The sequence below is a fragment of the Agromyces mediolanus genome (assembly GCF_014648575.1).
Lineage (GTDB): Bacteria > Actinomycetota > Actinomycetes > Actinomycetales > Microbacteriaceae > Agromyces > Agromyces mediolanus.
In genome coordinates this window covers 1,904,317-1,922,153 of the sequence record NZ_BMRJ01000001.1, presented here as the reverse complement: position 1 = coordinate 1,922,153, position 17,837 = coordinate 1,904,317, and the positions used below count along the sequence as shown (strand labels likewise).

General features: G+C 71.2%; 19 protein-coding genes and 4 tRNA genes. 6 read left to right on the top strand and 17 right to left on the bottom strand.

The genetic code is table 11. The features are described 5' to 3' along the window. Window positions 1–44: 44 nt before the first annotated feature. The 8 genes from yajC to pdxS form a co-directional block, all read right to left on the bottom strand. A complete protein-coding gene (gene yajC / locus IEY71_RS09150; protein WP_229781604.1) occupies window positions 45–428 on the bottom strand; it encodes a preprotein translocase subunit YajC in 384 nt (127 codons plus the stop codon). 98 nt (window positions 429–526) lie between these two features. Further along, complete coding sequence (gene ruvB, locus IEY71_RS09145) at window positions 527–1,582, bottom strand: Holliday junction branch migration DNA helicase RuvB (protein WP_189084887.1); 1,056 nt, start codon at window positions 1,580–1,582, stop codon at window positions 527–529. Then, the gene (gene ruvA / locus IEY71_RS09140; protein WP_189084886.1) at window positions 1,579–2,199 is read right to left on the bottom strand and encodes a Holliday junction branch migration protein RuvA; all 621 of its coding nucleotides are present in this window, start codon (window positions 2,197–2,199) and stop codon (window positions 1,579–1,581) included. Before ruvA ends, ruvB begins: the two co-directional genes overlap by 4 nt. After that, on the bottom strand, window positions 2,196–2,810 hold the full coding sequence (gene ruvC, locus IEY71_RS09135; RefSeq protein ID WP_189084885.1) for a crossover junction endodeoxyribonuclease RuvC: 615 nt from the start codon (window positions 2,808–2,810) through the stop codon (window positions 2,196–2,198). The genes ruvA and ruvC overlap by 4 nt, the downstream gene beginning before the upstream one ends. Before the next feature lie 10 nt (window positions 2,811–2,820). After that, window positions 2,821–3,576, bottom strand: a complete 756-nt coding sequence (locus IEY71_RS09130; RefSeq protein WP_189084884.1) for a YebC/PmpR family DNA-binding transcriptional regulator — start codon at window positions 3,574–3,576, stop codon at window positions 2,821–2,823. A gap of 87 nt (window positions 3,577–3,663) precedes the next feature. Beyond that, window positions 3,664–4,200: a DUF1697 domain-containing protein gene (locus tag IEY71_RS09125; protein ID WP_189084883.1), complete on the bottom strand. Its 537-nt coding sequence runs from the start codon at window positions 4,198–4,200 to the stop codon at window positions 3,664–3,666. 10 nt (window positions 4,201–4,210) lie between these two features. Then, window positions 4,211–4,846 carry a pyridoxal 5'-phosphate synthase glutaminase subunit PdxT gene (pdxT, locus tag IEY71_RS09120; protein ID WP_189084882.1) on the bottom strand — a complete coding sequence of 212 codons (636 nt, stop codon included), beginning with the start codon at window positions 4,844–4,846 and terminating at the stop codon, window positions 4,211–4,213. After that, window positions 4,843–5,733 carry a pyridoxal 5'-phosphate synthase lyase subunit PdxS gene (pdxS, locus tag IEY71_RS09115; RefSeq protein WP_189084881.1) on the bottom strand — a complete coding sequence of 297 codons (891 nt, stop codon included), beginning with the start codon at window positions 5,731–5,733 and terminating at the stop codon, window positions 4,843–4,845. Before pdxS ends, pdxT begins: the two co-directional genes overlap by 4 nt. A gap of 83 nt (window positions 5,734–5,816) precedes the next feature. On the opposite strand from pdxS, the gene IEY71_RS09110 reads away from it, so the two are divergent. Then, entirely contained in the window at window positions 5,817–7,208 is a 1,392-nt protein-coding gene (locus IEY71_RS09110; protein ID WP_189084880.1) for an aminotransferase class I/II-fold pyridoxal phosphate-dependent enzyme, read from the top strand. Between the two features lie 7 nt (window positions 7,209–7,215). Continuing rightward, window positions 7,216–8,067: a pyridoxal kinase PdxY gene (pdxY, locus tag IEY71_RS09105; RefSeq protein WP_189084879.1), complete on the top strand. Its 852-nt coding sequence runs from the start codon at window positions 7,216–7,218 to the stop codon at window positions 8,065–8,067. Between the two features lie 69 nt (window positions 8,068–8,136). Here the strand turns inward: pdxY and IEY71_RS09100 are convergent, their stop codons facing one another. After that, window positions 8,137–8,613 (bottom strand): hypothetical protein, encoded by a 477-nt coding sequence (locus tag IEY71_RS09100; protein ID WP_189085156.1) that lies wholly within the window; start codon window positions 8,611–8,613, stop codon window positions 8,137–8,139. Window positions 8,614–8,773: 160 nt separating this feature from the next. Here IEY71_RS09100 and IEY71_RS09095 point away from each other — a divergent pair, with 160 nt between their 5' ends. Further along, the gene (locus IEY71_RS09095) at window positions 8,774–9,979 is read left to right on the top strand and encodes a sensor histidine kinase (RefSeq protein ID WP_189084878.1); all 1,206 of its coding nucleotides are present in this window, start codon (window positions 8,774–8,776) and stop codon (window positions 9,977–9,979) included. Next, window positions 9,976–10,605 (top strand): response regulator transcription factor, encoded by a 630-nt coding sequence (locus IEY71_RS09090; RefSeq protein ID WP_229781603.1) that lies wholly within the window; start codon window positions 9,976–9,978, stop codon window positions 10,603–10,605. Before IEY71_RS09095 ends, IEY71_RS09090 begins: the two co-directional genes overlap by 4 nt. A 31-nt stretch (window positions 10,606–10,636) precedes the next feature. Here the strand turns inward: IEY71_RS09090 and IEY71_RS09085 are convergent, their stop codons facing one another. The 5 genes from IEY71_RS09085 to IEY71_RS09065 form a co-directional block, all read right to left on the bottom strand. Beyond that, window positions 10,637–11,194, bottom strand: coding sequence for an HIT family protein (locus IEY71_RS09085; RefSeq protein ID WP_189084877.1), 558 nt, complete (start codon window positions 11,192–11,194; stop codon window positions 10,637–10,639). Beyond that, on the bottom strand, window positions 11,191–13,185 hold the full coding sequence (thrS, locus tag IEY71_RS09080) for a threonine--tRNA ligase (RefSeq protein ID WP_189084876.1): 1,995 nt from the start codon (window positions 13,183–13,185) through the stop codon (window positions 11,191–11,193). The genes IEY71_RS09085 and thrS overlap by 4 nt, the downstream gene beginning before the upstream one ends. Window positions 13,186–13,406: 221 nt before the next feature. Continuing rightward, window positions 13,407–13,481: transfer RNA gene (locus IEY71_RS09075), tRNA-Val, on the bottom strand. Between the two features lie 24 nt (window positions 13,482–13,505). Next, window positions 13,506–13,579 (bottom strand) — tRNA-Cys (locus IEY71_RS09070). Between the two features lie 55 nt (window positions 13,580–13,634). Then, window positions 13,635–13,707: transfer RNA gene (locus IEY71_RS09065), tRNA-Gly, on the bottom strand. Between the two features lie 271 nt (window positions 13,708–13,978). On the opposite strand from IEY71_RS09065, the gene IEY71_RS09060 reads away from it, so the two are divergent. Next, a tRNA-Val gene (locus IEY71_RS09060) sits at window positions 13,979–14,054 on the top strand. A gap of 69 nt (window positions 14,055–14,123) precedes the next feature. Here the strand turns inward: IEY71_RS09060 and IEY71_RS09055 are convergent. The 3 genes from IEY71_RS09055 to zapE all read right to left on the bottom strand — a co-directional run bounded on the left by IEY71_RS09055 (window position 14,124) and on the right by zapE (window position 17,211). Next, complete coding sequence (locus tag IEY71_RS09055) at window positions 14,124–14,705, bottom strand: type II toxin-antitoxin system PemK/MazF family toxin (RefSeq protein ID WP_189084875.1); 582 nt, start codon at window positions 14,703–14,705, stop codon at window positions 14,124–14,126. A 41-nt stretch (window positions 14,706–14,746) separates the two neighbouring features. Continuing rightward, window positions 14,747–16,009, bottom strand: coding sequence for an ammonium transporter (locus IEY71_RS09050; protein ID WP_189084874.1), 1,263 nt, complete (start codon window positions 16,007–16,009; stop codon window positions 14,747–14,749). A 146-nt stretch (window positions 16,010–16,155) separates the two neighbouring features. Then, window positions 16,156–17,211, bottom strand: coding sequence for a cell division protein ZapE (gene zapE / locus IEY71_RS09045; protein WP_189084873.1), 1,056 nt, complete (start codon window positions 17,209–17,211; stop codon window positions 16,156–16,158). A gap of 142 nt (window positions 17,212–17,353) precedes the next feature. Between zapE and IEY71_RS18380 the strand changes: the two genes are divergently transcribed. After that, the coding region (locus IEY71_RS18380) for a sulfurtransferase (protein ID WP_268243558.1) at window positions 17,354–17,837 on the top strand (484 nt) is incomplete at its 3' end.

Sequence of the window (17,837 nt, the reverse complement as noted above, 5' to 3'; positions counted from 1 at the left end):
TCGGCCCGCGCACGAGTGCGCGGGCCGAGCCAGTGGGAACGGGTTTAGTCCTCGGACTTCTTCGGCGACTCGTCGCCCTTGGGCGCCTCGTCGGCCGCCTTCGGCGTCTCGTCGGCCGCATCGTCGATGCGCTCGCCGAACTCCGGCTCGCCGTCGATCGACTCGATCGCCGGGGCGTCGGCGCCCTCGGCGGGCTCGATCACGCGGGCGATGGTTTGACGGTGCAGGGTCAGCACGGTGCCCGGGCTCACCTCGAGCTCGGCGCGGTTCTCCTCGTCGTCGATCGAGACGACGGTGCCGAAGACGCCGAAGTTCGTCATCACCTTCGCACCCGGCTGCACCTTCGACTGCAGCTCGCGCGCCTCGGCCTGGCGCTTCCGCGAGTTGCGGAACATGAAGAAGATCAGCACCGCGAGAACGGCGAGCATGATGAGAGTCAGCGGATCGAAGGGCATGAGCTGGGAAACCTTCCGGTGCGCGCGACGGCGCGCGAAGTCAGAGACAAGGGGGCCGAAGCCTCCTTGGATTATAGGTCATCGATGGGGAGTGCCTGCTCGACGCCCGGCGCGTGCTCCGCGAGCCCGAAGTGCCGCCACGCGGCGGGGGCCGCGACCCGCCCCCGCGGGGTCCGGGTGATGAGCCCGATGCGCACGAGGAACGGCTCGACGACGGCCTCGATCGTCTCGGACTCCTCGCCGACCGAGACCGCCAGAGTGTTGAGGCCGACCGGTCCCCCGCCGAAGCGCTCGAGCAGGATCGTCATCACCGCGCGGTCGAGCCGATCGAGGCCGAGCGCGTCGACGTCGTAGAGCTCGAGGGCGGCGCGCACCGCGCCGAGGTCGGCGCGGGCACCCGCACCTCCGGAGTGCACGAGGGCGTAGTCGCGGACACGCCGGAGCAGGCGGTTGGCGATGCGCGGCGTGCCGCGGCAGCGGCCAGCGATCTCGGCGAGTGCCTCGCGGTCGATGTCGAGCCCGAGCATGCGCGCGGCCCGCTCGAGCACCTGCTCGAGCTCATCCCGGTCGTAGAACTCGAGGTGCGCCGTGAACCCGAAGCGATCGCGCAGCGGGTTCGGCAGGAGGCCGGCCCGCGTCGTCGCCCCGACGAGCGTGAACGGCGCGAGGTCGAGCGGCACCGAGGTCGCCCCGGCGCCCTTGCCGACCATGATGTCGATGCGGAAGTCCTCCATCGCGAGGTACAGCATCTCCTCGGCCGAGCGCGCCATGCGGTGGATCTCGTCGATGAAGAGCACCTCGCCCGGCACCAGGGAGCTGAGGATGGCCGCGAGATCGCCCGCGTGCTGGATGGCCGGTCCGCTCGACATGCGGAGCGGCCGCCCGCCCTCGTGCGCCACGATCATCGCGAGCGTCGTCTTGCCGAGCCCGGGCGGCCCCGCGAGCAGGATGTGGTCGGGCGTGCGCTGCTGCAGCTGGGCGGCCGTGAGGAGCAGCTGCAGCTGCCCGCGCACCTTGCTCTGCCCGACGAACTCCTGCAGGCTCTTCGGTCGCAGCGCGCCCTCGAAGGCGAGTTCGGCCTCGGAGGCGAGCTCGGGGTCGGTGAGGTCGAGATCGTCGTGGTTCATCGCGCCCTGCCGCCCTGTTGCGCCGGTCCGAGCCGCGCGAGCGTCAGCCGCAGCAGCGTCGGCACGGAGGCCGCGTCGGCTTCGCTCACGGCGAGGATCGTCTCGTCGAGCGCCTCGGCCGCGACCTTCTCGGACCAGCCGAGGCCGGTGAGGGCGGCGAGCACGCTGTCACTGATGCTGCCGCTCGCCACGGGTGCGCTCGCCGCGCGCGCGGCGGGCGCCGCCAGCTTGCCGGCGAGGGAGACGACGATGAGCTTCGCCGTCTTCGGGCCGATGCCGCTGACCTTGCGGAAGGCCGCATCGTCTTCGCGGTGCACCGCGGCGGCGACCTCGTCGGGCGAGAGCACCGAGAGCACGCCGAGCGCGGACTTCGGCCCGACGCCGTTCACGCCGACGAGCAGCTCGAACACCTCGAGCTCGTCGCGGGTGCCGAAGCCGAACACGGTCAGCGAGTCTTCGCGGACGATGAGCACCGTGTGCACGGAGAGCTCCTCGCCGACCCGGCTGGCGAGCACGAGAGCCGGGGTGGTGTTGACCTGGAAGCCGACGCCGCCGACGTCGATGACGAGGGTGCTGCCGGCGGCGACGAGCACGCGCCCGCGGAGGGAGGAGATCACTCCTTCACCCTACGGGCCGCCCCCGACACGGCGGCGGAGCGCTCCGCGGCGAGCCATGCGCGCTGCGCCGGCGTGAGGCCCGAGGCATCCTGCTCGCCCCGCCCGGCCGAGGCGTCCCGGATCGCCGCGCCGGCGACTCCGCCGGTGCGCCAGGCATGGCAGATCGCGAGCGCGAGCGCGTCCGCGGCATCCGCCGGCTTCGGCACCTCCTCGAGCCCGAGGATGCGCGCCACCATCGCGCCGACCTGCTTCTTGTCGGCACGCCCGTACCCGGTGATCGCGGCCTTCACCTCGGACGGCGTGTGCAGCGCGACCGGGAGCTCCCGCCTGGCGGCGATGAGCATCGAGACGCCGGAGATCTGCGCGGTCCCCATGATCGTCGAGACGTCGGAGCGGGCGAAGACCCGCTCGAGGGCGACCGCCTGCGGCCGGTGCTCCTCGAAGATCGCCTCGAGGCCGTCCGCGATGCGTGCGAGCCGGCGCTCGATCGGCGCATCGGTGGGCGAGCGCAGGACGATCACGTCGACGAGCCGTGCGCGCCGGTTCGGCTCGACGTCGACGACGCCGACGCCGCAGCGGGTGAGCCCGGGGTCGATGCCGAGCACCCGCATGGCGATCGGCCTACTCCGCCTCGAGTTCGGCCTGCACCTCGGGGGTGAGGTCGAAGTTGCTGTAGACGTTCTGCACGTCGTCGCTGTCCTCGAGCGCGTCGATCAGCCGGAAGACCTTGCGCGCGGTGTCTGCGTCGATCTCGACCTTGAGGTTCGGCACGAACTCGATGTCGGCCGACTCGTAGTCGAGCCCCGCCTCCTGCAGCGCCTTGCGCACCTCGACCATGTCGGACGGGTCGGTGATGACCTCGAAGCCGTCGGCGTGCGGCTCGATCTCCTCGGCGCCCGCGTCGAGGGCCGCCATCATGACGTCGTCCTCGGTCGTGCCCTCGCCGGTGACGACGATGACGCCCTTGCGGGTGAAGTTGTAGGCGACCGATCCCGGGTCGGCGAGCGTGCCGCCGTTGCGGCTGAGTCCCGTGCGCACCTCGGCGGCGGCACGGTTCTTGTTGTCGGTCAGCACCTCGACCATGAGGGCGACGCCGGAGGGCCCGTAGGCCTCGTACGTGATGCTCTGGTACTCGACGGCCTCGCCGCCGATACCGGCGCCGCGCTTGATCGCCCGGTCGATGTTGTCGTTCGGCACCGAGGTCTTCTTGGCCTTCTGCACGGCGTCGTACAGGGTCGGGTTGCCGTTCAGGTCGGCGCCGCCCAGCTTCGCGGCGACCTCGATGTTCTTGATGAGCTTGGCGAAGGACTTCGCGCGACGCGCGTCGATGACGGCCTTCTTGTGCTTCGTCGTGGCCCACTTGGAATGCCCGGACATGCTGCTCCTGGATCGATTGCCCGGCGGGGGCGCCCGCCGGTCTCCCATTCTACGGCAGCGTCGCCGCGGGGCCCGGGAAGCGCGCGCCTACTTCAGCAGCTTCTGCAGCGTGCGGAGGTTCCGGTTCGTCGTCGTGGGCTTGAAGCGAGCCTTGGCGACGAGCTTCGAGAACGCGCTGTCGATGCCGACCGCACGACGGCAGTGCCAGTAGACGACCTGCTCCCCCGGCGCGATGGTCTCGTCGGCGGGATCGAGCGAGGGCGCGGCCTCGAGGAGTTCGACGAGCGGCGCCGGGTCGGAGGCGAAGAGGACGTACGGATGCCACCCCTCGCGCTCGGCGTCGAAGGGGAACGCCTCGACGATCTGCTCGAGCCGCTCCCGGGAGCAGAGCACGATCCACGCCTCGTAGCCGAAGCGCTCGGACAGCGCCGCCTCGATCGTCGTCTTCAGCCGCCGCTCGGCCGCCGCCCCCTGCGCCTCGGCCTCGAAGGCGACGTTGCCGCTCGCGAGCACCGTGCGCACCCCCTCGAAGCCGAGCGAGCCGAACAGCTCGCGGAGCTCGGCCGAACGGATCGTGATGCCGCCGACGTTCACCCCGCGCAGCAGCGCGATCCAGGTCCCCATGACCGCGACGCTACCGCGCGCCGACCATCCCGAGGAAGTACTCGTGGAAGCGGTGCTCCCCCGTGATCTCCGGGTGGAAGCTCGTGCCGAGCAGCGCGCCCTGGCGCACCGCGACGACGCGGCCGTCGGCCAGCGCGGCGAGCGGCGTCGCCCGAGGTCCGAGCGATTCGACGACGGGGCCGCGGATGAAGGCCGCACGCACCGGCGGCTCGCCGAGCTCCGGCACCGCGAGCTCCGTCTCGAAGGACTGATTCTGCGAGCCGAAGGCGTTGCGTCGCACCACGATGTCGAGCCCGCCGAAGGAGCGCTGGCCGGGACTCGCGTCGAGCACGGTGTCGGCGAGCATGATGAGCCCGGCGCAGGTGCCGTAGACCGGCATCCCGTCGCGGATCGCGGCGATGAGCGGCTCGGCGAGCCCGAAGGTGCGCGCGAGCTTGTCGATGACGCTCGACTCGCCGCCGGGGATGACGAGGCCGTCGACCTCGGCGAGCTCGGCCGCTCGACGGACGAGCGCCACCCGGGCGCCGAGGCCGGCGAGCACACGGGCGTGCTCGCGGAAGTCGCCCTGGAGGGCGAGGACGCCGACGCGGGGGCCGGTCGCGCCGGCCCCCGCGTCGAGCGACTCCTCGCGGAGGGTGGTCGTCACCAGCCGCGCTCGGCGAGCCGGTGCGGGGCGGGCAGGTCGCCGACGCTGATGCCGACCATCGCCTCGCCGAGCCCGCGCGACACGTCGGCGATCACCGAGGCGTCGTCGTAGAAGGTCGTGGCCTTCACGATGGCGGCGGCGCGCTGCTCCGGGTTGCCGGACTTGAAGATGCCCGAGCCGACGAACACGCCGTCCGCGCCGAGCTGCATCATCATGGCCGCGTCGGCCGGCGTGGCCACGCCGCCCGCGGTGAAGAGCACCACGGGCAGCTTGCCGGTCTCGGCGACCTCGAGCACGAGCTCGTACGGCGCCTGCAGCTCCTTCGCCGCGACGTAGAGCTCGTCGCGGGTCATCGACTTCAGTGCGTTGACCTCGCTCGTGATCTTGCGGATGTGCTTGGTCGCCTCGGACACGTCGCCGGTGCCGGCCTCGCCCTTGGAGCGGATCATCGCCGCACCCTCGTTGATCCGGCGGAGGGCCTCGCCGAGGTTCGTGGCGCCGCAGACGAACGGCACGGTGAACTGCCACTTGTCGATGTGGTTCACGTAGTCGGCGGGCGAGAGCACCTCGGACTCGTCGATGTAGTCGACGTCGAGGGCCTGCAGCACCTGGGCCTCGACGAAGTGGCCGATGCGCGCCTTCGCCATGACCGGGATCGACACCTCGGCGATGATCGCCTCGATGAGGTCGGGGTCGCTCATGCGGGCGACGCCGCCCTGGGCACGGATGTCCGCGGGCACGCGCTCGAGCGCCATCACGGCGACGGCGCCGGCGTCCTCGGCGATGCGCGCCTGCTCCGGGGTGACGACGTCCATGATGACGCCGCCCTTCAGCATCTCGGCGAGGCCGCGCTTCACGCGGCTCGAGCCCGTCTCGGGTACCGTCACAGGGAATCCTCTCGATCGAGCGCGAGCCCATCCCGCGCTTCGAAACAGACCAACGGAATCATTGTCCTAGGCCAAAATGTAGCATGGTCGTGGACACGAGGAAGGACCATGACGTGATCGCCGAGATCGAAGGGCGTTCGGCCGCCGAGATCGCCGACAGCCTCCGGGCGCTCATCGAGCGCGGGCGGCTCCGCCCCGGCGACGCGCTGCCCCCGGTCCGCACCCTCGCCGAGCAGCTCGGCGTGAACCGCAACACCGCCGTCGCCGCCTACCGCCAGCTCGGCGCCTCCGGGCTCGTGGTCACCAGGGGCCGCGCCGGCACCCGGGTGGCCGGCGCCGCCCCGGTCGCACAGGAGGGCTTCGCCGCCGACACCGCACTCCGGGACATCGGCACGGGCAATCCGGATGCCTCCCGCATCCCCGATCCCTCCCGCGCGCTGCTCGGCATCGCCCGCCGCCCCGTGCTCTACGGCGAACCCGTCATCGACCCGGGCCTCGAGCAGTGGGCCGCCGAGTGGATGCGCCGCGACCTGCCGGCCGGACTCCCCCTGCGGCTCACCGTGACCTCCGGCGCGGGCGACGCCGTCGAACGGCTGCTTGCCCAGGCGCTCACCCGCGACGACGCCGTCGCGCTCGAGGACCCGTGCTTCCTGACCAGCATCCACACCGTCCGGATCGCCGGGTACCGCCCGGTCGCCGTGCCGGTCGACGAGCAGGGCATGACCGTCGCCGGCCTCCGCGCCGCGCTCGAGCAGGGGGTCCGCGCGGTCATCTGCACCCCGCGGGCCCAGAACCCGACGGGCGCGAGCCTCAGCGCCGAGCGCGCCGCCGCGCTCCGGGCGGTGCTCGCCGAGCACCCCTACGTGCTCGTGATCGAGGACGACCACTACTCGCTCCTCTCGCAGCAGCCGTTCCACTCCCTCATCGGGCCGCAGCACCGGCGCTGGGCGCTCGTCCGCTCGGTGTCGAAGTTCCTCGGCCCCGACATGTGCCTCGCCGTCACGGCCTCCGACCCGGAGACGGCCGAGCGGCTCGCCATGCGGCTCACGCCCGGCACCACCTGGGTGAGCCACCTGCTGCAGCGGCTCGTGCACGCGCTCGCCACCGACCCGGAGGTGGCCGCGGGCATCCGCGCGGCAGGCGAGCACTACGCCGCGCGGAACCGCACGTTCGCCGGCCTGCTCACGGCGGAGGGCCTGCCGACCGAGCCCGGCGACGGCCTGAACGTCTGGGTCGCGCTCGGCGCACCGGCGCGGGCGGTCGTCGAGCAGCTGATGCGCCGGGGCTGGCTCGCCCGGCCCGGCGACGAGTTCGCCCTCGCCGGCGGCGCCCCGCCCGAGCGCCTGCGCCTCACGGTGCACGAGCTCGACGACGAGGAGCTGCGCCGCCTCGCCGCGGATCTCGCCGCCTCCGTCCGGGCCGCACGCGAGGCGAGCGGTGCCGTGGAACCGGCCAGGCTCGCCGAGGTGGGATGATCGTCCGATGAAGATCCTCTCGATCCAGTCGGCGGTGGCCTACGGTCACGTGGGCAACTCCGCCGCCGTCTTCCCCCTGCAGCGCATCGGCGTCGAGGTGCTCCCCGTCTACACGGTCAACTTCTCGAACCACACCGGCTACGGCGCGTGGCGCGGTCCGCTCATCGCCCCCGACGACGTCCGAGAGGTCATCACCGGTATCGAGGACCGCGGAGTGCTCCCCCAGATCGACGTGGTGCTCTCCGGATATCAGGGCGGCGAGGGCATCGCCGACGTCATCCTCGAGGCCGTCGCGAAGGTCAAGGCGGCGAACCCCTCCGCCATCTACTCCTGCGACCCGGTGATGGGCAACGCGAAGTCGGGCTGCTTCGTCGCCCCCGCCATCCCGGTGCTGCTGCGCGACCGCGTCGTGCCGGCGGCCGACCTCATCACGCCGAACCAGTTCGAGCTCGGCTTCCTCACCGGCACCGAGCCCGACACCCTCGAGTCGACCCTCGACGCCGTGGACCGCATCCGCGCGACCGGCCCGAGCACCGTCCTCGTGACGAGCGTCGAGCGCCCCGACCGCGAGCCGGGCACGATCGAGATGCTCGCCGTCGACGACCGCGGCGCCTGGATCGTGCAGACCCCGCTGCTGCCGCTCAAGGCGAACGGCTCCGGCGACGTCACGGCCGCCCTCTTCACCGCCCACTACCGCGCCACGGGCGACGCCGCCGACGCGCTCGCACGCACCACCTCGAGTGTCTTCGGGCTCCTCGAGCGCACCCACCGCTCGGGCGAGCGGGAGCTCCAGCTCGTCGAGTCGCAGGAGGACTACGCGAACCCCGCCATGCAGTTCTCGGTGCGCCAGGTGCGCTGAGCCGCCACGGACGACGGATGCCCCGGCGGGTCGATCCCGCCGGGGCATCCCTCGTCTCCGGGCGAGGCCTCAGCGCACGAGGGAGACTCCGAGCGTCGCGAGCACGCCGAAGACGACGCCCCAGAGCACGATCGAGACGATCTGCCAGAAGATGACGGCGTTGCGGCTGGCCCCGAAGGAGACCATCGCCGCGGAGGTGATCTGGCTCGGCAGGATCGTCTGCCCGACGATGCTGACGCCCGCCACCCCGTACTTGTCGAAGGCCCGCCGCAGCTTCTCGCGACGCGGCGACTCCTCGGGAGCCTGCTGCTTCCCCGCGACGACCTTCGAGCGCACCCCGTGCGCGGTCAGCACGAAGACCAGCATGGACACCACGTTGCCGATGACGGCCACGCCGATCGCGACCGCCGGCGGCAGCCCGATCAGCACGCCCACGACCGAGCCGAAGTAGGACTCCACGAACGGGATCGCCGCGACGAGCATCACCCCGAGCCACTGGAGGTAGGCGGGGAGGGAGCCGGCGAAGTCCTGGAGCGCGTCGATCATGTCGGGCCTTTCGAGAGTGCTGGTCACCGCTGCGAGCCGCAGCGGGATGCCTCCAGCCTCCCGTTCGCGTTCGTACCGCGGCAGTGCCGCGATGTCAGCGGACCCCGTGGGAATCCGCTCGTCCGGACATGACAAATGTCACTGCCATAGGCTCGGGGCCATGCCCCCCGAACCCGCACGCAGCGTCCGCGCGACCTGGCTCTACACGCTCGTGTCGATCGTGTTCTTCTACGGCTTCTTCGATCTCATCGTCGGACTCACGCTCTTCGAGGCCTACCTCGCGGAACGGACCCCGCTCGTCCTCGCGGTCCTGCTGCTGCAGCTCCTCGCCACCGCGGCGCAGCTCCGCTACTGCTGGTTCCTGCGCGTCGGCCGCGGCGGCGGACTTCCGCACCCGGCCTGGACCGTCACCCTGCTCCTCCCCGCGGTGCTCGTCTGGGCGCTCGGGCTCCTCGCGCCCGGCCTGGCGCTCACCAGCGCGATGCCGCTCTGGGCCGCGCTGACGCTCGTCGCGCCGCTGCTGCCGAAGCCGCGTCGCGGCCTCCTGCTCGCGGGTGGCGCGGCATTCACCGCAGCGCATGCGCTCGCCTCGGTCGCACTGCACGGCGGTGCCGAAACGGCGAGGGAGCAGTCGACCGCCTGGATGATCGGTTTCTTCGCGGTCATGCTCCCGGTCATGGCTCTCGCGAGCATCTGGTGGTGGGAGGTCGTCGTCCGGCTGGATCGGAACCGCCGCACCGCCGGCGAGCTCGCCGTCACCCAGGAACGCCTCCGCTTCGCCTCCGACCTCCACGACATCCAGGGCCACCACCTGCAGGTGATCTCGCTGAAGTCCGAGCTCGCCGAACGGCTCCTCGAGCGGGACCCCGAGCGCGCTCGCGCACTCGTCCACGAGGTGCGCCTGATCGCGAAGGAGGCGCTCGAGGAGACCCGCTCGCTCGTGGCGGGCTACCGCCAGGTCGCCTTCGACGAGGAGCTCGAGAACGCGCGCGAGGTGCTCGCCGCCTCCGGCGCCGTCTGCACGCTCCGGCTCGGCCCGGTGCCGAGCGGCCACGAGGTGCAGCGCGCGCTCGGCTCGGTGGTCCGCGAGGCGACGACGAACATCCTGCGGCACAGCGAGGCGCGCACGGTCACGATCGAGCTCGCGACGAGCGCTGAGCGCTGCGAACTGCGGATCACGAACGACGGCGTCGCCGCACCCGCGCTTCCGGCGCAACGGCCCGATCAGGGCCCCGGCAGCGGGCTGGACGGCCTCCGCGAGCGCCTGACCACGATCGGCGGGACGTTCAGCACCGAGGCGGATGCCGCAGCCGGCACGTTCCAGGTCGTGGCGAGCGTCCCGATGTCCGCCGGGGTGCCCGCGTGAGCCGCCGCGATCCCGCCGCGCCGCCGATCCGCCTCCTCGTCGCCGACGACGAGCACCTGATCCGCGGTGCACTCGTCGCACTGCTCGACCTCGAACCGGACATCGAGATCGTCGCGAGCGCCGACACCGGCACCTCCGCGGTGACGCAGGCCGTCGCGACACGACCCGACGTGTGCCTGCTCGACCTCGAGATGCCCGAGGCCGACGGCGTCGAGGCCGCCGCGCGCATCCTCGCGACCGTGCCGACCCGCGTCGTCATCGTCACCCGGCACGCCCGGCCCGGCGTGCTCCGCCGCGCGCTCGCTGCACGGGTGTCCGGCTTCGTGCCGAAGTCGACGCCGGCGGAGAGCCTCGCCGACGTCATCCGCGACGTCGCCGCCGGGCGCCGGTACATCGATCCCGAGATCGCGGCGGCCGCCCTCACCGCCGAACGCTGCCCGCTCACCGACCGCGAGCTGGACGCGCTGCGCCACAGCCGCTCGACCCTCAGCGTGCAGCAGATCGCCGAGCGCCTGCACCTCGCCCAGGGGACCGTGCGGAACTACCTCTCCTCCGCCATGACCAAGCTGGACGCGGCGTCGCGGCACGAGGCCGCCGAGAAGGCCTGGCAGCAGGGCTGGATCTGAGCTCGACGCCGGCGGTCACGAAGGCGCCGGCTCACGCTGTGGCGGGCCAGGCCTCCGCGATCGTCCGGCGCACCTCGCCGAGGAGCTGCGGCAGCGCCTTCGTGCCCGCGATGATCGGGAAGAAGTTCGAGTCCGAGGCCCAGCGCGGCACGACGTGCTGGTGCAGGTGCTCCGAGATCCCGGCCCCGGCGATCCGCCCCTGGTTCATGCCCAGGTTGAACCCGTCGCAGCGCGAGACGGCGCGGATGACCCGCATCGCCGTCTGCGTGAGCTCGCCGATCTCGGCGACCTCTTCCGGGGTCGCCTGATCGTAGGTGGCGATGTGCCGGTACGGGCAGACGAGCAGATGGCCGCTGTTGTACGGGTAGAGGTTCAGCAGGGCGTAGGCCGTTCGCCCGCGCGCGACGATGAGGGCGTCCTCGTCGCTGCGCTCGGGCGCGCGGCAGAACGGGCACTCGTGCGTCTCCGGTTCACCCTGCTGGATGTAGACCATCCGGTGGGGCGTCCAGAGCCGCTGGAACGCGTCGGGCGCCGCCGCGAACTCCTCGGACGACTGCACGCGCAGCTCCTCGTCGGGCGCCCCGGTCATCCGAACAGGTCGTCCCTGCTCGTGACCTGGCGGTGGTCGCGGATCGACGCGAGGACGTGCTCGATCGCTTCGTCCACCGCGACGCCGTTCTCCTGGGTGCCGTCGCGGAACCGGAAGCTCACCGTGCCCGCGGAGCGGTCGTTCTCGCCCGCGATGAGCTGGAAGGGGATCTTCTGCGTGGTGTGCGTGCGGATTTTCTTCTGCATGCGGTCGTCGCTCGTGTCGAGCTCGGCCCGCACGCCCGCCGCCCGCAGTCGCTCGACGATCTCGCCGAGGTAGGGCGCGAACTCGTCGGCGACCGGGATGCCGACCACCTGCACGGGGGCGAGCCAGACCGGGAACACGCCCGCGTAGTGCTCGAGCAGGATGGCGAAGAAGCGCTCGATCGAGCCGAACAGCGCCCGGTGGATCATGATCGGGCGGTGCTTCTCGCCGTCCGAACCGGTGTACTCGAGCTCGAAGCGCTCCGGCAGATTCGGGTCGACCTGCACCGTCGAGAGCTGCCAGGTGCGGCCGATGGCGTCGCGGGTCTTCAGGTCGATCTTGGGCCCGTAGAACGCCGCCTCGCCGGGGACCTCGGTGAGCTTCAGCCCGCTCGCGACCGCGACGTTGCGCAGCGCGTTCGTGGAGTACTCCCAGAACTCGTCCGAACCGATCCACTTGGACTTCTCGTCGTCGCGCATCGAGAGCTCGAGCTCGAAGTCCTCGAGGCCGAAGTCGCGCAGCATCGAGATGACGAACTCCAGCACGCGGGTCGCCTCGGCCTCGAGCTGCTCGGGCGTCACGAAGAGGTGCGAGTCGTCCTGGGTGAAGCCGCGCACCCGGGTGAGCCCGTGCAGGGCCCCCGAGAGCTCGTTGCGGTACACGGTGCCGTTCTCGGCCAGCCGCATCGGCAAGTCGCGGTAGCTGCGGGCGCGCTCCTTGTAGATGAGGATGTGCATCGGGCAGTTCATGGGCTTCAGGTAGTAGTCCTGGCCCTGCTTGGTGATGTTGCCCTCGGCGTCGCGCTCCTCGTCCATGACGATGGGCGGGAACATGCCCTCGCGGTACGTCACGAGGTGGTTCGACTGGAGGAAGAGATCCTCCTTCGAGATGTGCGGCGTGTACACGTAGGTGTAGCCGCCCTCGATGTGCCGGCGACGGGCGTGCTGCTCCATCTCACCGCGGATGATGCCGCCCTTCGGGTGCCACACCGAGAGCCCCGAGCCGATCTCGTCGGGGAAGCTGAACAGGTCGAGCTCCTTGCCGAGCTTGCGGTGGTCGCGCTTCGCGGCCTCCTCGAGGCGGTGCTGGTAGGCGCGCAGCTCGTCCTTCGTCGGCCACGCGGTGCCGTAGATGCGCTGCAGCTGCGGGTTCTTCTCGCTCCCCCGCCAGTACGCGCCGGCGACGCGCATGAGCGCCCAGCCGTTGCCGATCATGCGGGTGTTCGGCAGGTGCGGCCCGCGGCACAGGTCCTTCCAGGCGACCTCGCCGGTCTTCGGGTCGACGTTGTCGTAGATCGTCAGCTCGCCGCCGCCGACCTCGACGTTCTCGTTGTCGTCGCCGCTCGAGGCGCTGCCCTTCAACCCGATGAGCTCGAGCTTGTACGGCTCGTGCGCGAGCTCGGCGCGGGCCTCGTCGTCGCTCACGACCCGGCGCACGAAGCGCTGGCCGGCGCGGACGATGCGCGACATCTCCTTGTCGAGCGCCTTCAGGTCGTCGGTGCTGAACGCCTCGGCGACGTCGAAGTCGTAGTAGAAGCCGTCGGTGACGGGCGGGCCGATGCCGAGCTTCGCCTCGGGGTTCACGTTCTGCACCGCCTGGGCGAGCACGTGGGCGGTCGAGTGCCGGAGGATGTTCAGCCCGTCGGGCGAGTCGATCGTGACCGGCTCGACGACATCGGTCTCCGTGACCGTCGTGGCCAGGTCCTTGAGCTCGCCGTTGACGCGCATCGCGACAACAGAACGGTCGGTGAAGAGCTCGAAGCCGTCGGTCACCTGGTCCACTCCCATGCAGCTGGATCCGGCCGCCGCTCGGGCGTCCCGCCCGCCGCGGTCCGGGATCGTCGATATCCGGATGTCGCGGCGAGAAGAGCTCGCTCATCGCGCCGCCCCTCAACTGTAGTCGCGTGGCGAGCGTCGTCGCGCCGCGCAGGAGCGCTCGCGGCGCCTCGCCGGCGACCATGGTGGCGGCGGAAACGACGAACGCCCCGGCGTCTGCCGGGGCGTTGCTGTGGTGGGCGATACTGGGATCGAACCAGTGACCTCTTCCGTGTCAGGGAAGCGCGCTACCGCTGCGCCAATCGCCCGTGTCAAGTCGAAAGGTTTCGGCTTGGAGGTGGATACGGGATTCGAACCCGTGTATACGGCTTTGCAGGCCGCTGCCTCGCCTCTCGGCCAATCCACCGTGTCTGGGTTCACCACCAGAAACCAGAAACGGGCTTTCGCCCGATTCTGATCAGAGCGGATGACGAGACTCGAACTCGCGACCCTCACCTTGGCAAGGTGATGCGCTACCAACTGCGCCACATCCGCGTTGTCGCCGTTTCCGGCAACACAGAAACTGTAACCGAAAGGGTGAACGATTCACAAACCGAGGATGGCTCCCCCAGTGTTCAGCCAGGTCAGCACTGGAATCCGGCCGTGCAACCCGGGCGTGTCGAGCGTGTTTCGAGCCCTGTCCGGAGCGGCGACGCCGGGCCCGACACGCCCGGGATCCGAGGCCCGTCCGCCCGATGTGCATTCACCCTTCGGCGTCGGCTACTATCGAACCCGCGGCACGACGCGTTCGTGCCCGAATCCCGTTGGGCGATTGGCGCAGCTGGTAGCGCGCTTCCTTCACACGGAAGAGGTCGTCGGTTCGAGCCCGGCATCGCCCACCAGAGAAGCCCCCGGCACACGCCGGGGGCTTCGTCGTTCTCGGGTGCAGGCCGCGCGGTGTGGCACCGCCGTCAGCGCCAGCCGTAGCGCCTGCGCAGCGCCTCGGCCACGAGCCGGTACCGCTTCTCGTCGAGCGAGGCGGCCTCCCGGCGCATCCCGTCGCCGTGCACGAGGAAGACCCGATCGAGCCGCACCCAGCTCGGCCGGCCCTCGGCGTCCCACGGCCCGGTGCCGAGCCCCAGGTAGTCGCGATCCCCCGGTCGGCCCTTGCTCGTGAGCTGCACGGCCAGGAAGCGGTCCCCCTCGCCTGCGGCGACGATCACGACCGGCCGGTCCTTGCCCCGGCCGTCGTGCTCTTCGAACGGCACCCACGTCCAGACGATCTCCCCGGGATCCGGCTCGCCGTCCGGCGTCGGGGCGTAGCTCAGCGCGACGCGACCGAGACCGCGCGGATCGATCTCCTCCGTCGCGAACGCGCCCGACTGGCCCGGCGACAGCGTGTCGGTCTCGGTGCCGCCCCGGCCGGATGCACCGCTCGCGCGGGCCGCCCGCGACGGGGCGCCCGGCCCGCCGGTGCGCGCCTGACCGCTCGTTCGGAACACCCGTCCGACGGCGCGGACGAGGGCGGTGAGGAAGCGGCTGGTGTCTGACACACCGGCACACTACCCCACCGCCCTCGGGCGGCCGATCCGCGCTAGACGAGCTCGAGCTTGTACGCGTCCTCGCCGTGGACGGCGGTGTCGATGCCCGCGATCTCGTCCTCGTTGCGCACCCGGAAGCCCATGATCTTCTGGATCGCGAAGCCGATGACGAAGGTCAGTCCGAACGAGTACGCCAGCACCGCGAACGCCGCGATCGCCTGCACCGCGAGCTGGGTGAGCTCGCCGCTGTAGATGAGGCCGGTGCCGTTCGCGAAGATGCCGAGGTACAGCGTGCCGATGAGGCCGCCGACGAGGTGGATGCCGACGACGTCGAGCGAGTCGTCGAAACCGAACTTGAACTTCAGGTCGATCGCGACGGCGCACACCGCGCCGGCGACGAGGCCGAGCACGATCGCCCACACCGGGGTGAGGGAGGCGCACGCCGGGGTGATCGCCACGAGGCCTGCGACCGCACCCGAGGCGGCGCCGACCGAGGTGGGCTTGCCGTCCTTGATCTTCTCGACGAGGAGCCAGGCGAGGAGCGCGGCGGCCGGGGCCGCGATCGTGTTCACGAAGGCGAGGGCGGCGGTGCCGTCCGCGGCGAGCTCGGAGCCCGCGTTGAAGCCGAACCAGCCGAACCAGAGGAGCCCGGCGCCGAGGAGCACGAACGGCGGGTTGTGCGGCACGTGGGCGCCCTTCGAGAACCCGACGCGCTTGCCGAGGACGAGCGCGAGGGCGAGGGCCGCGGCGCCCGCGTTGATGTGCACGGCGGTGCCGCCCGCGAAGTCGATCGCCCCGACGCCGAAGGCCTGCTGCAGGCCGTACGTGATCCAGCCGCCGTAGGCGAAGCTGCCGTCGTCGGCCAGACCGAAGTTGAACACCCAGCTCGCGACCGGGAAGTAGACGACGACCGCCCAGATGCCGGCGAACACCATCCACGCGCCGAACTTGGCCCGGTCGGCGATCGCCCCTGAGATGAGCGCGACCGTGAGGATCGCGAAGGTCGCCTGGAAGGCCACGAACGCGAGCGGCGGGAACGCGGCGCCCTCCGGCGTCTCGAGCAGGCTCTGCAGGCCGAGAGCCGACCAGTCGATCGCCCAGGGGGCGCTCAGCCCCTCGGCGGCGGGGAACGCGATGGCGTAGCCGAAGAGCACCCAGAGCACGCCGATGAGCCCCATCGCGCCGAAGCTCATCATCATCATGCTGATGACGCTCTTCGCCTTCACGAGGCCGCCGTAGAAGAACGCGAGCCCTGGCGTCATCAGCAGCACGAGTGCCGCCGCGATCAACAGGAACGCAGTGTTGCCTTGGTCCATCTCGAAACCTCTCTCGGGTGCAACCGGGGATCCAGTGGGCCCAGTGTCACGAGAGCTGGTTTCGAACGACGCCTCGTCGTGTTTCGGTCCGGTTACGGAGCGAGCGCTCGCGTAAACAGCAGGTTTCGTCGCGGTCGGCGCCGCGCTCAGTCGTGCGGCGGCAGTTCGCCCGAGGTCAGCGCGATCATGCGGCTCATCGAGCGGAGGTACTTCTTGCGGTAGCCGCCAGCCATCATCTCCGCGTCGAAGACCTCGTCGAGCGGGATGCCGCTCGCGATGAGCGGCACCTCGGCGTCGTACACGCGGTCGATGAAGGCGACGAGCCGCAGCGCGGCGTTCTGGTCGTTCAGCTCGTGCGCGCCGGTCAGGGCGATCGCCTCGACGCCGTCGATGAGCCGCACATACTTCGAGGGATGGACGGTGGCGAGGTGCGCGATGAGCTCGTCGAAGCCGTCGAGCGAGGTGCGGTGGCCGTTGGCCGCGAGCGCCTCCGCCGTGCGCCGGACCGCCTCGTCGTCGCCCGCGACGACCGCGTGCCCCTCGGTGTCGCGGCGGCGGTAGTCGAGTCCGTCGATGCGCAGCGTCTCGAAGTTGGCGGAGAGGGCGTGGATCTCCCGCAGGAAGTCGGCCGCGGCGAAGCGGCCCTCGCCGAGCGCGTTCGGCGGGGTGTTGCTCGTCGCGGCGACGCGCGTGCCGCCGGCCATCAGCTCGCCGAGGAAGCGGGTCATGAGCATCGTGTCGCCCGGGTCGTCGAGCTCGAACTCGTCGATGCAGACGAGCTTCGCCCCGCGGAGCAGCTCGACCGCCTGCGCGTAGCCGAGCGCGCCGACGAGCGCCGTGTACTCGATGAAGGTGCCGAAGTACTTCGGCCCGTGCGCGACGTGCCAGAGCGCGGCGAGGAGGTGGGTCTTGCCGACGCCGAAGCCGCCGTCGAGGTAGACGCCGGGCAGCTCGATACGGGCCGGCCGCTTGCGCGAGAAGAACCCGCCGGGCCGCTGGGCGGCGCGCCACGCGCCCGCGAACTCCTTGAGCCGGGCGAGCGCCGCCTGCTGGGAGGGGAAGTCGGGGTCGGGACGGTAGGAGTCGAAGGATGCGTGCTCGAACTGCGGCGGCGGGGTCAGCGCGGCGGCGATCTCGGCGCCCGTGATGGTCGGGTTCCGCTCGATGAGCCGGACGAGCGTGCTGGCCTCAGCCGTGGTCATGTTCAGGGGTCTCCCGTGTTGCATCCGATGACGGCCCCTGTGACTTCGACCGGCGCGCCGCGTAGATTCGAGTTGGATTTCGCCACCAGCCTAGTCCGCTCCCCGAACCCCACGCCCGACCGGGCGCCCGCAGGAGGCCAGCATGTCCGTCGCGTTCGATCCCGCCGAGAAGTTCGCCGAGTACGCCCACCCGGAGCGGCTCGTCTCCACCGAGTGGCTCGCCGAACGACTGGGCGAACCCGGTCTCGTGGTGGTCGAGTCGGACGAGGACGTACTGCTCTACGAGACCGGCCACATCCCCGGTGCGGTGAAGATCGACTGGCACACGGAGCTCAACGACCCCGTCGTCCGCGACTACCTCGACGGCGAGCAGTTCGCCGCCCTGCTGGGCTCGAAGGGCATCGCCCGCGACTCGACCGTCGTCATCTACGGCGACAAGAACAACTGGTGGGCCGCCTACGCGCTCTGGGTGTTCACCCTCTTCGGGCACGAGGACGTGCGACTGCTCGACGGCGGCCGCGACCTCTGGATCGCCGAGGGCCGCGAGCTCACCACGGCGCCGCCCGAGGTCACGCCGGTCGAGTACCCGGTCGTCGAGCGCGACGACACCGTCGTCCGAGCCTTCA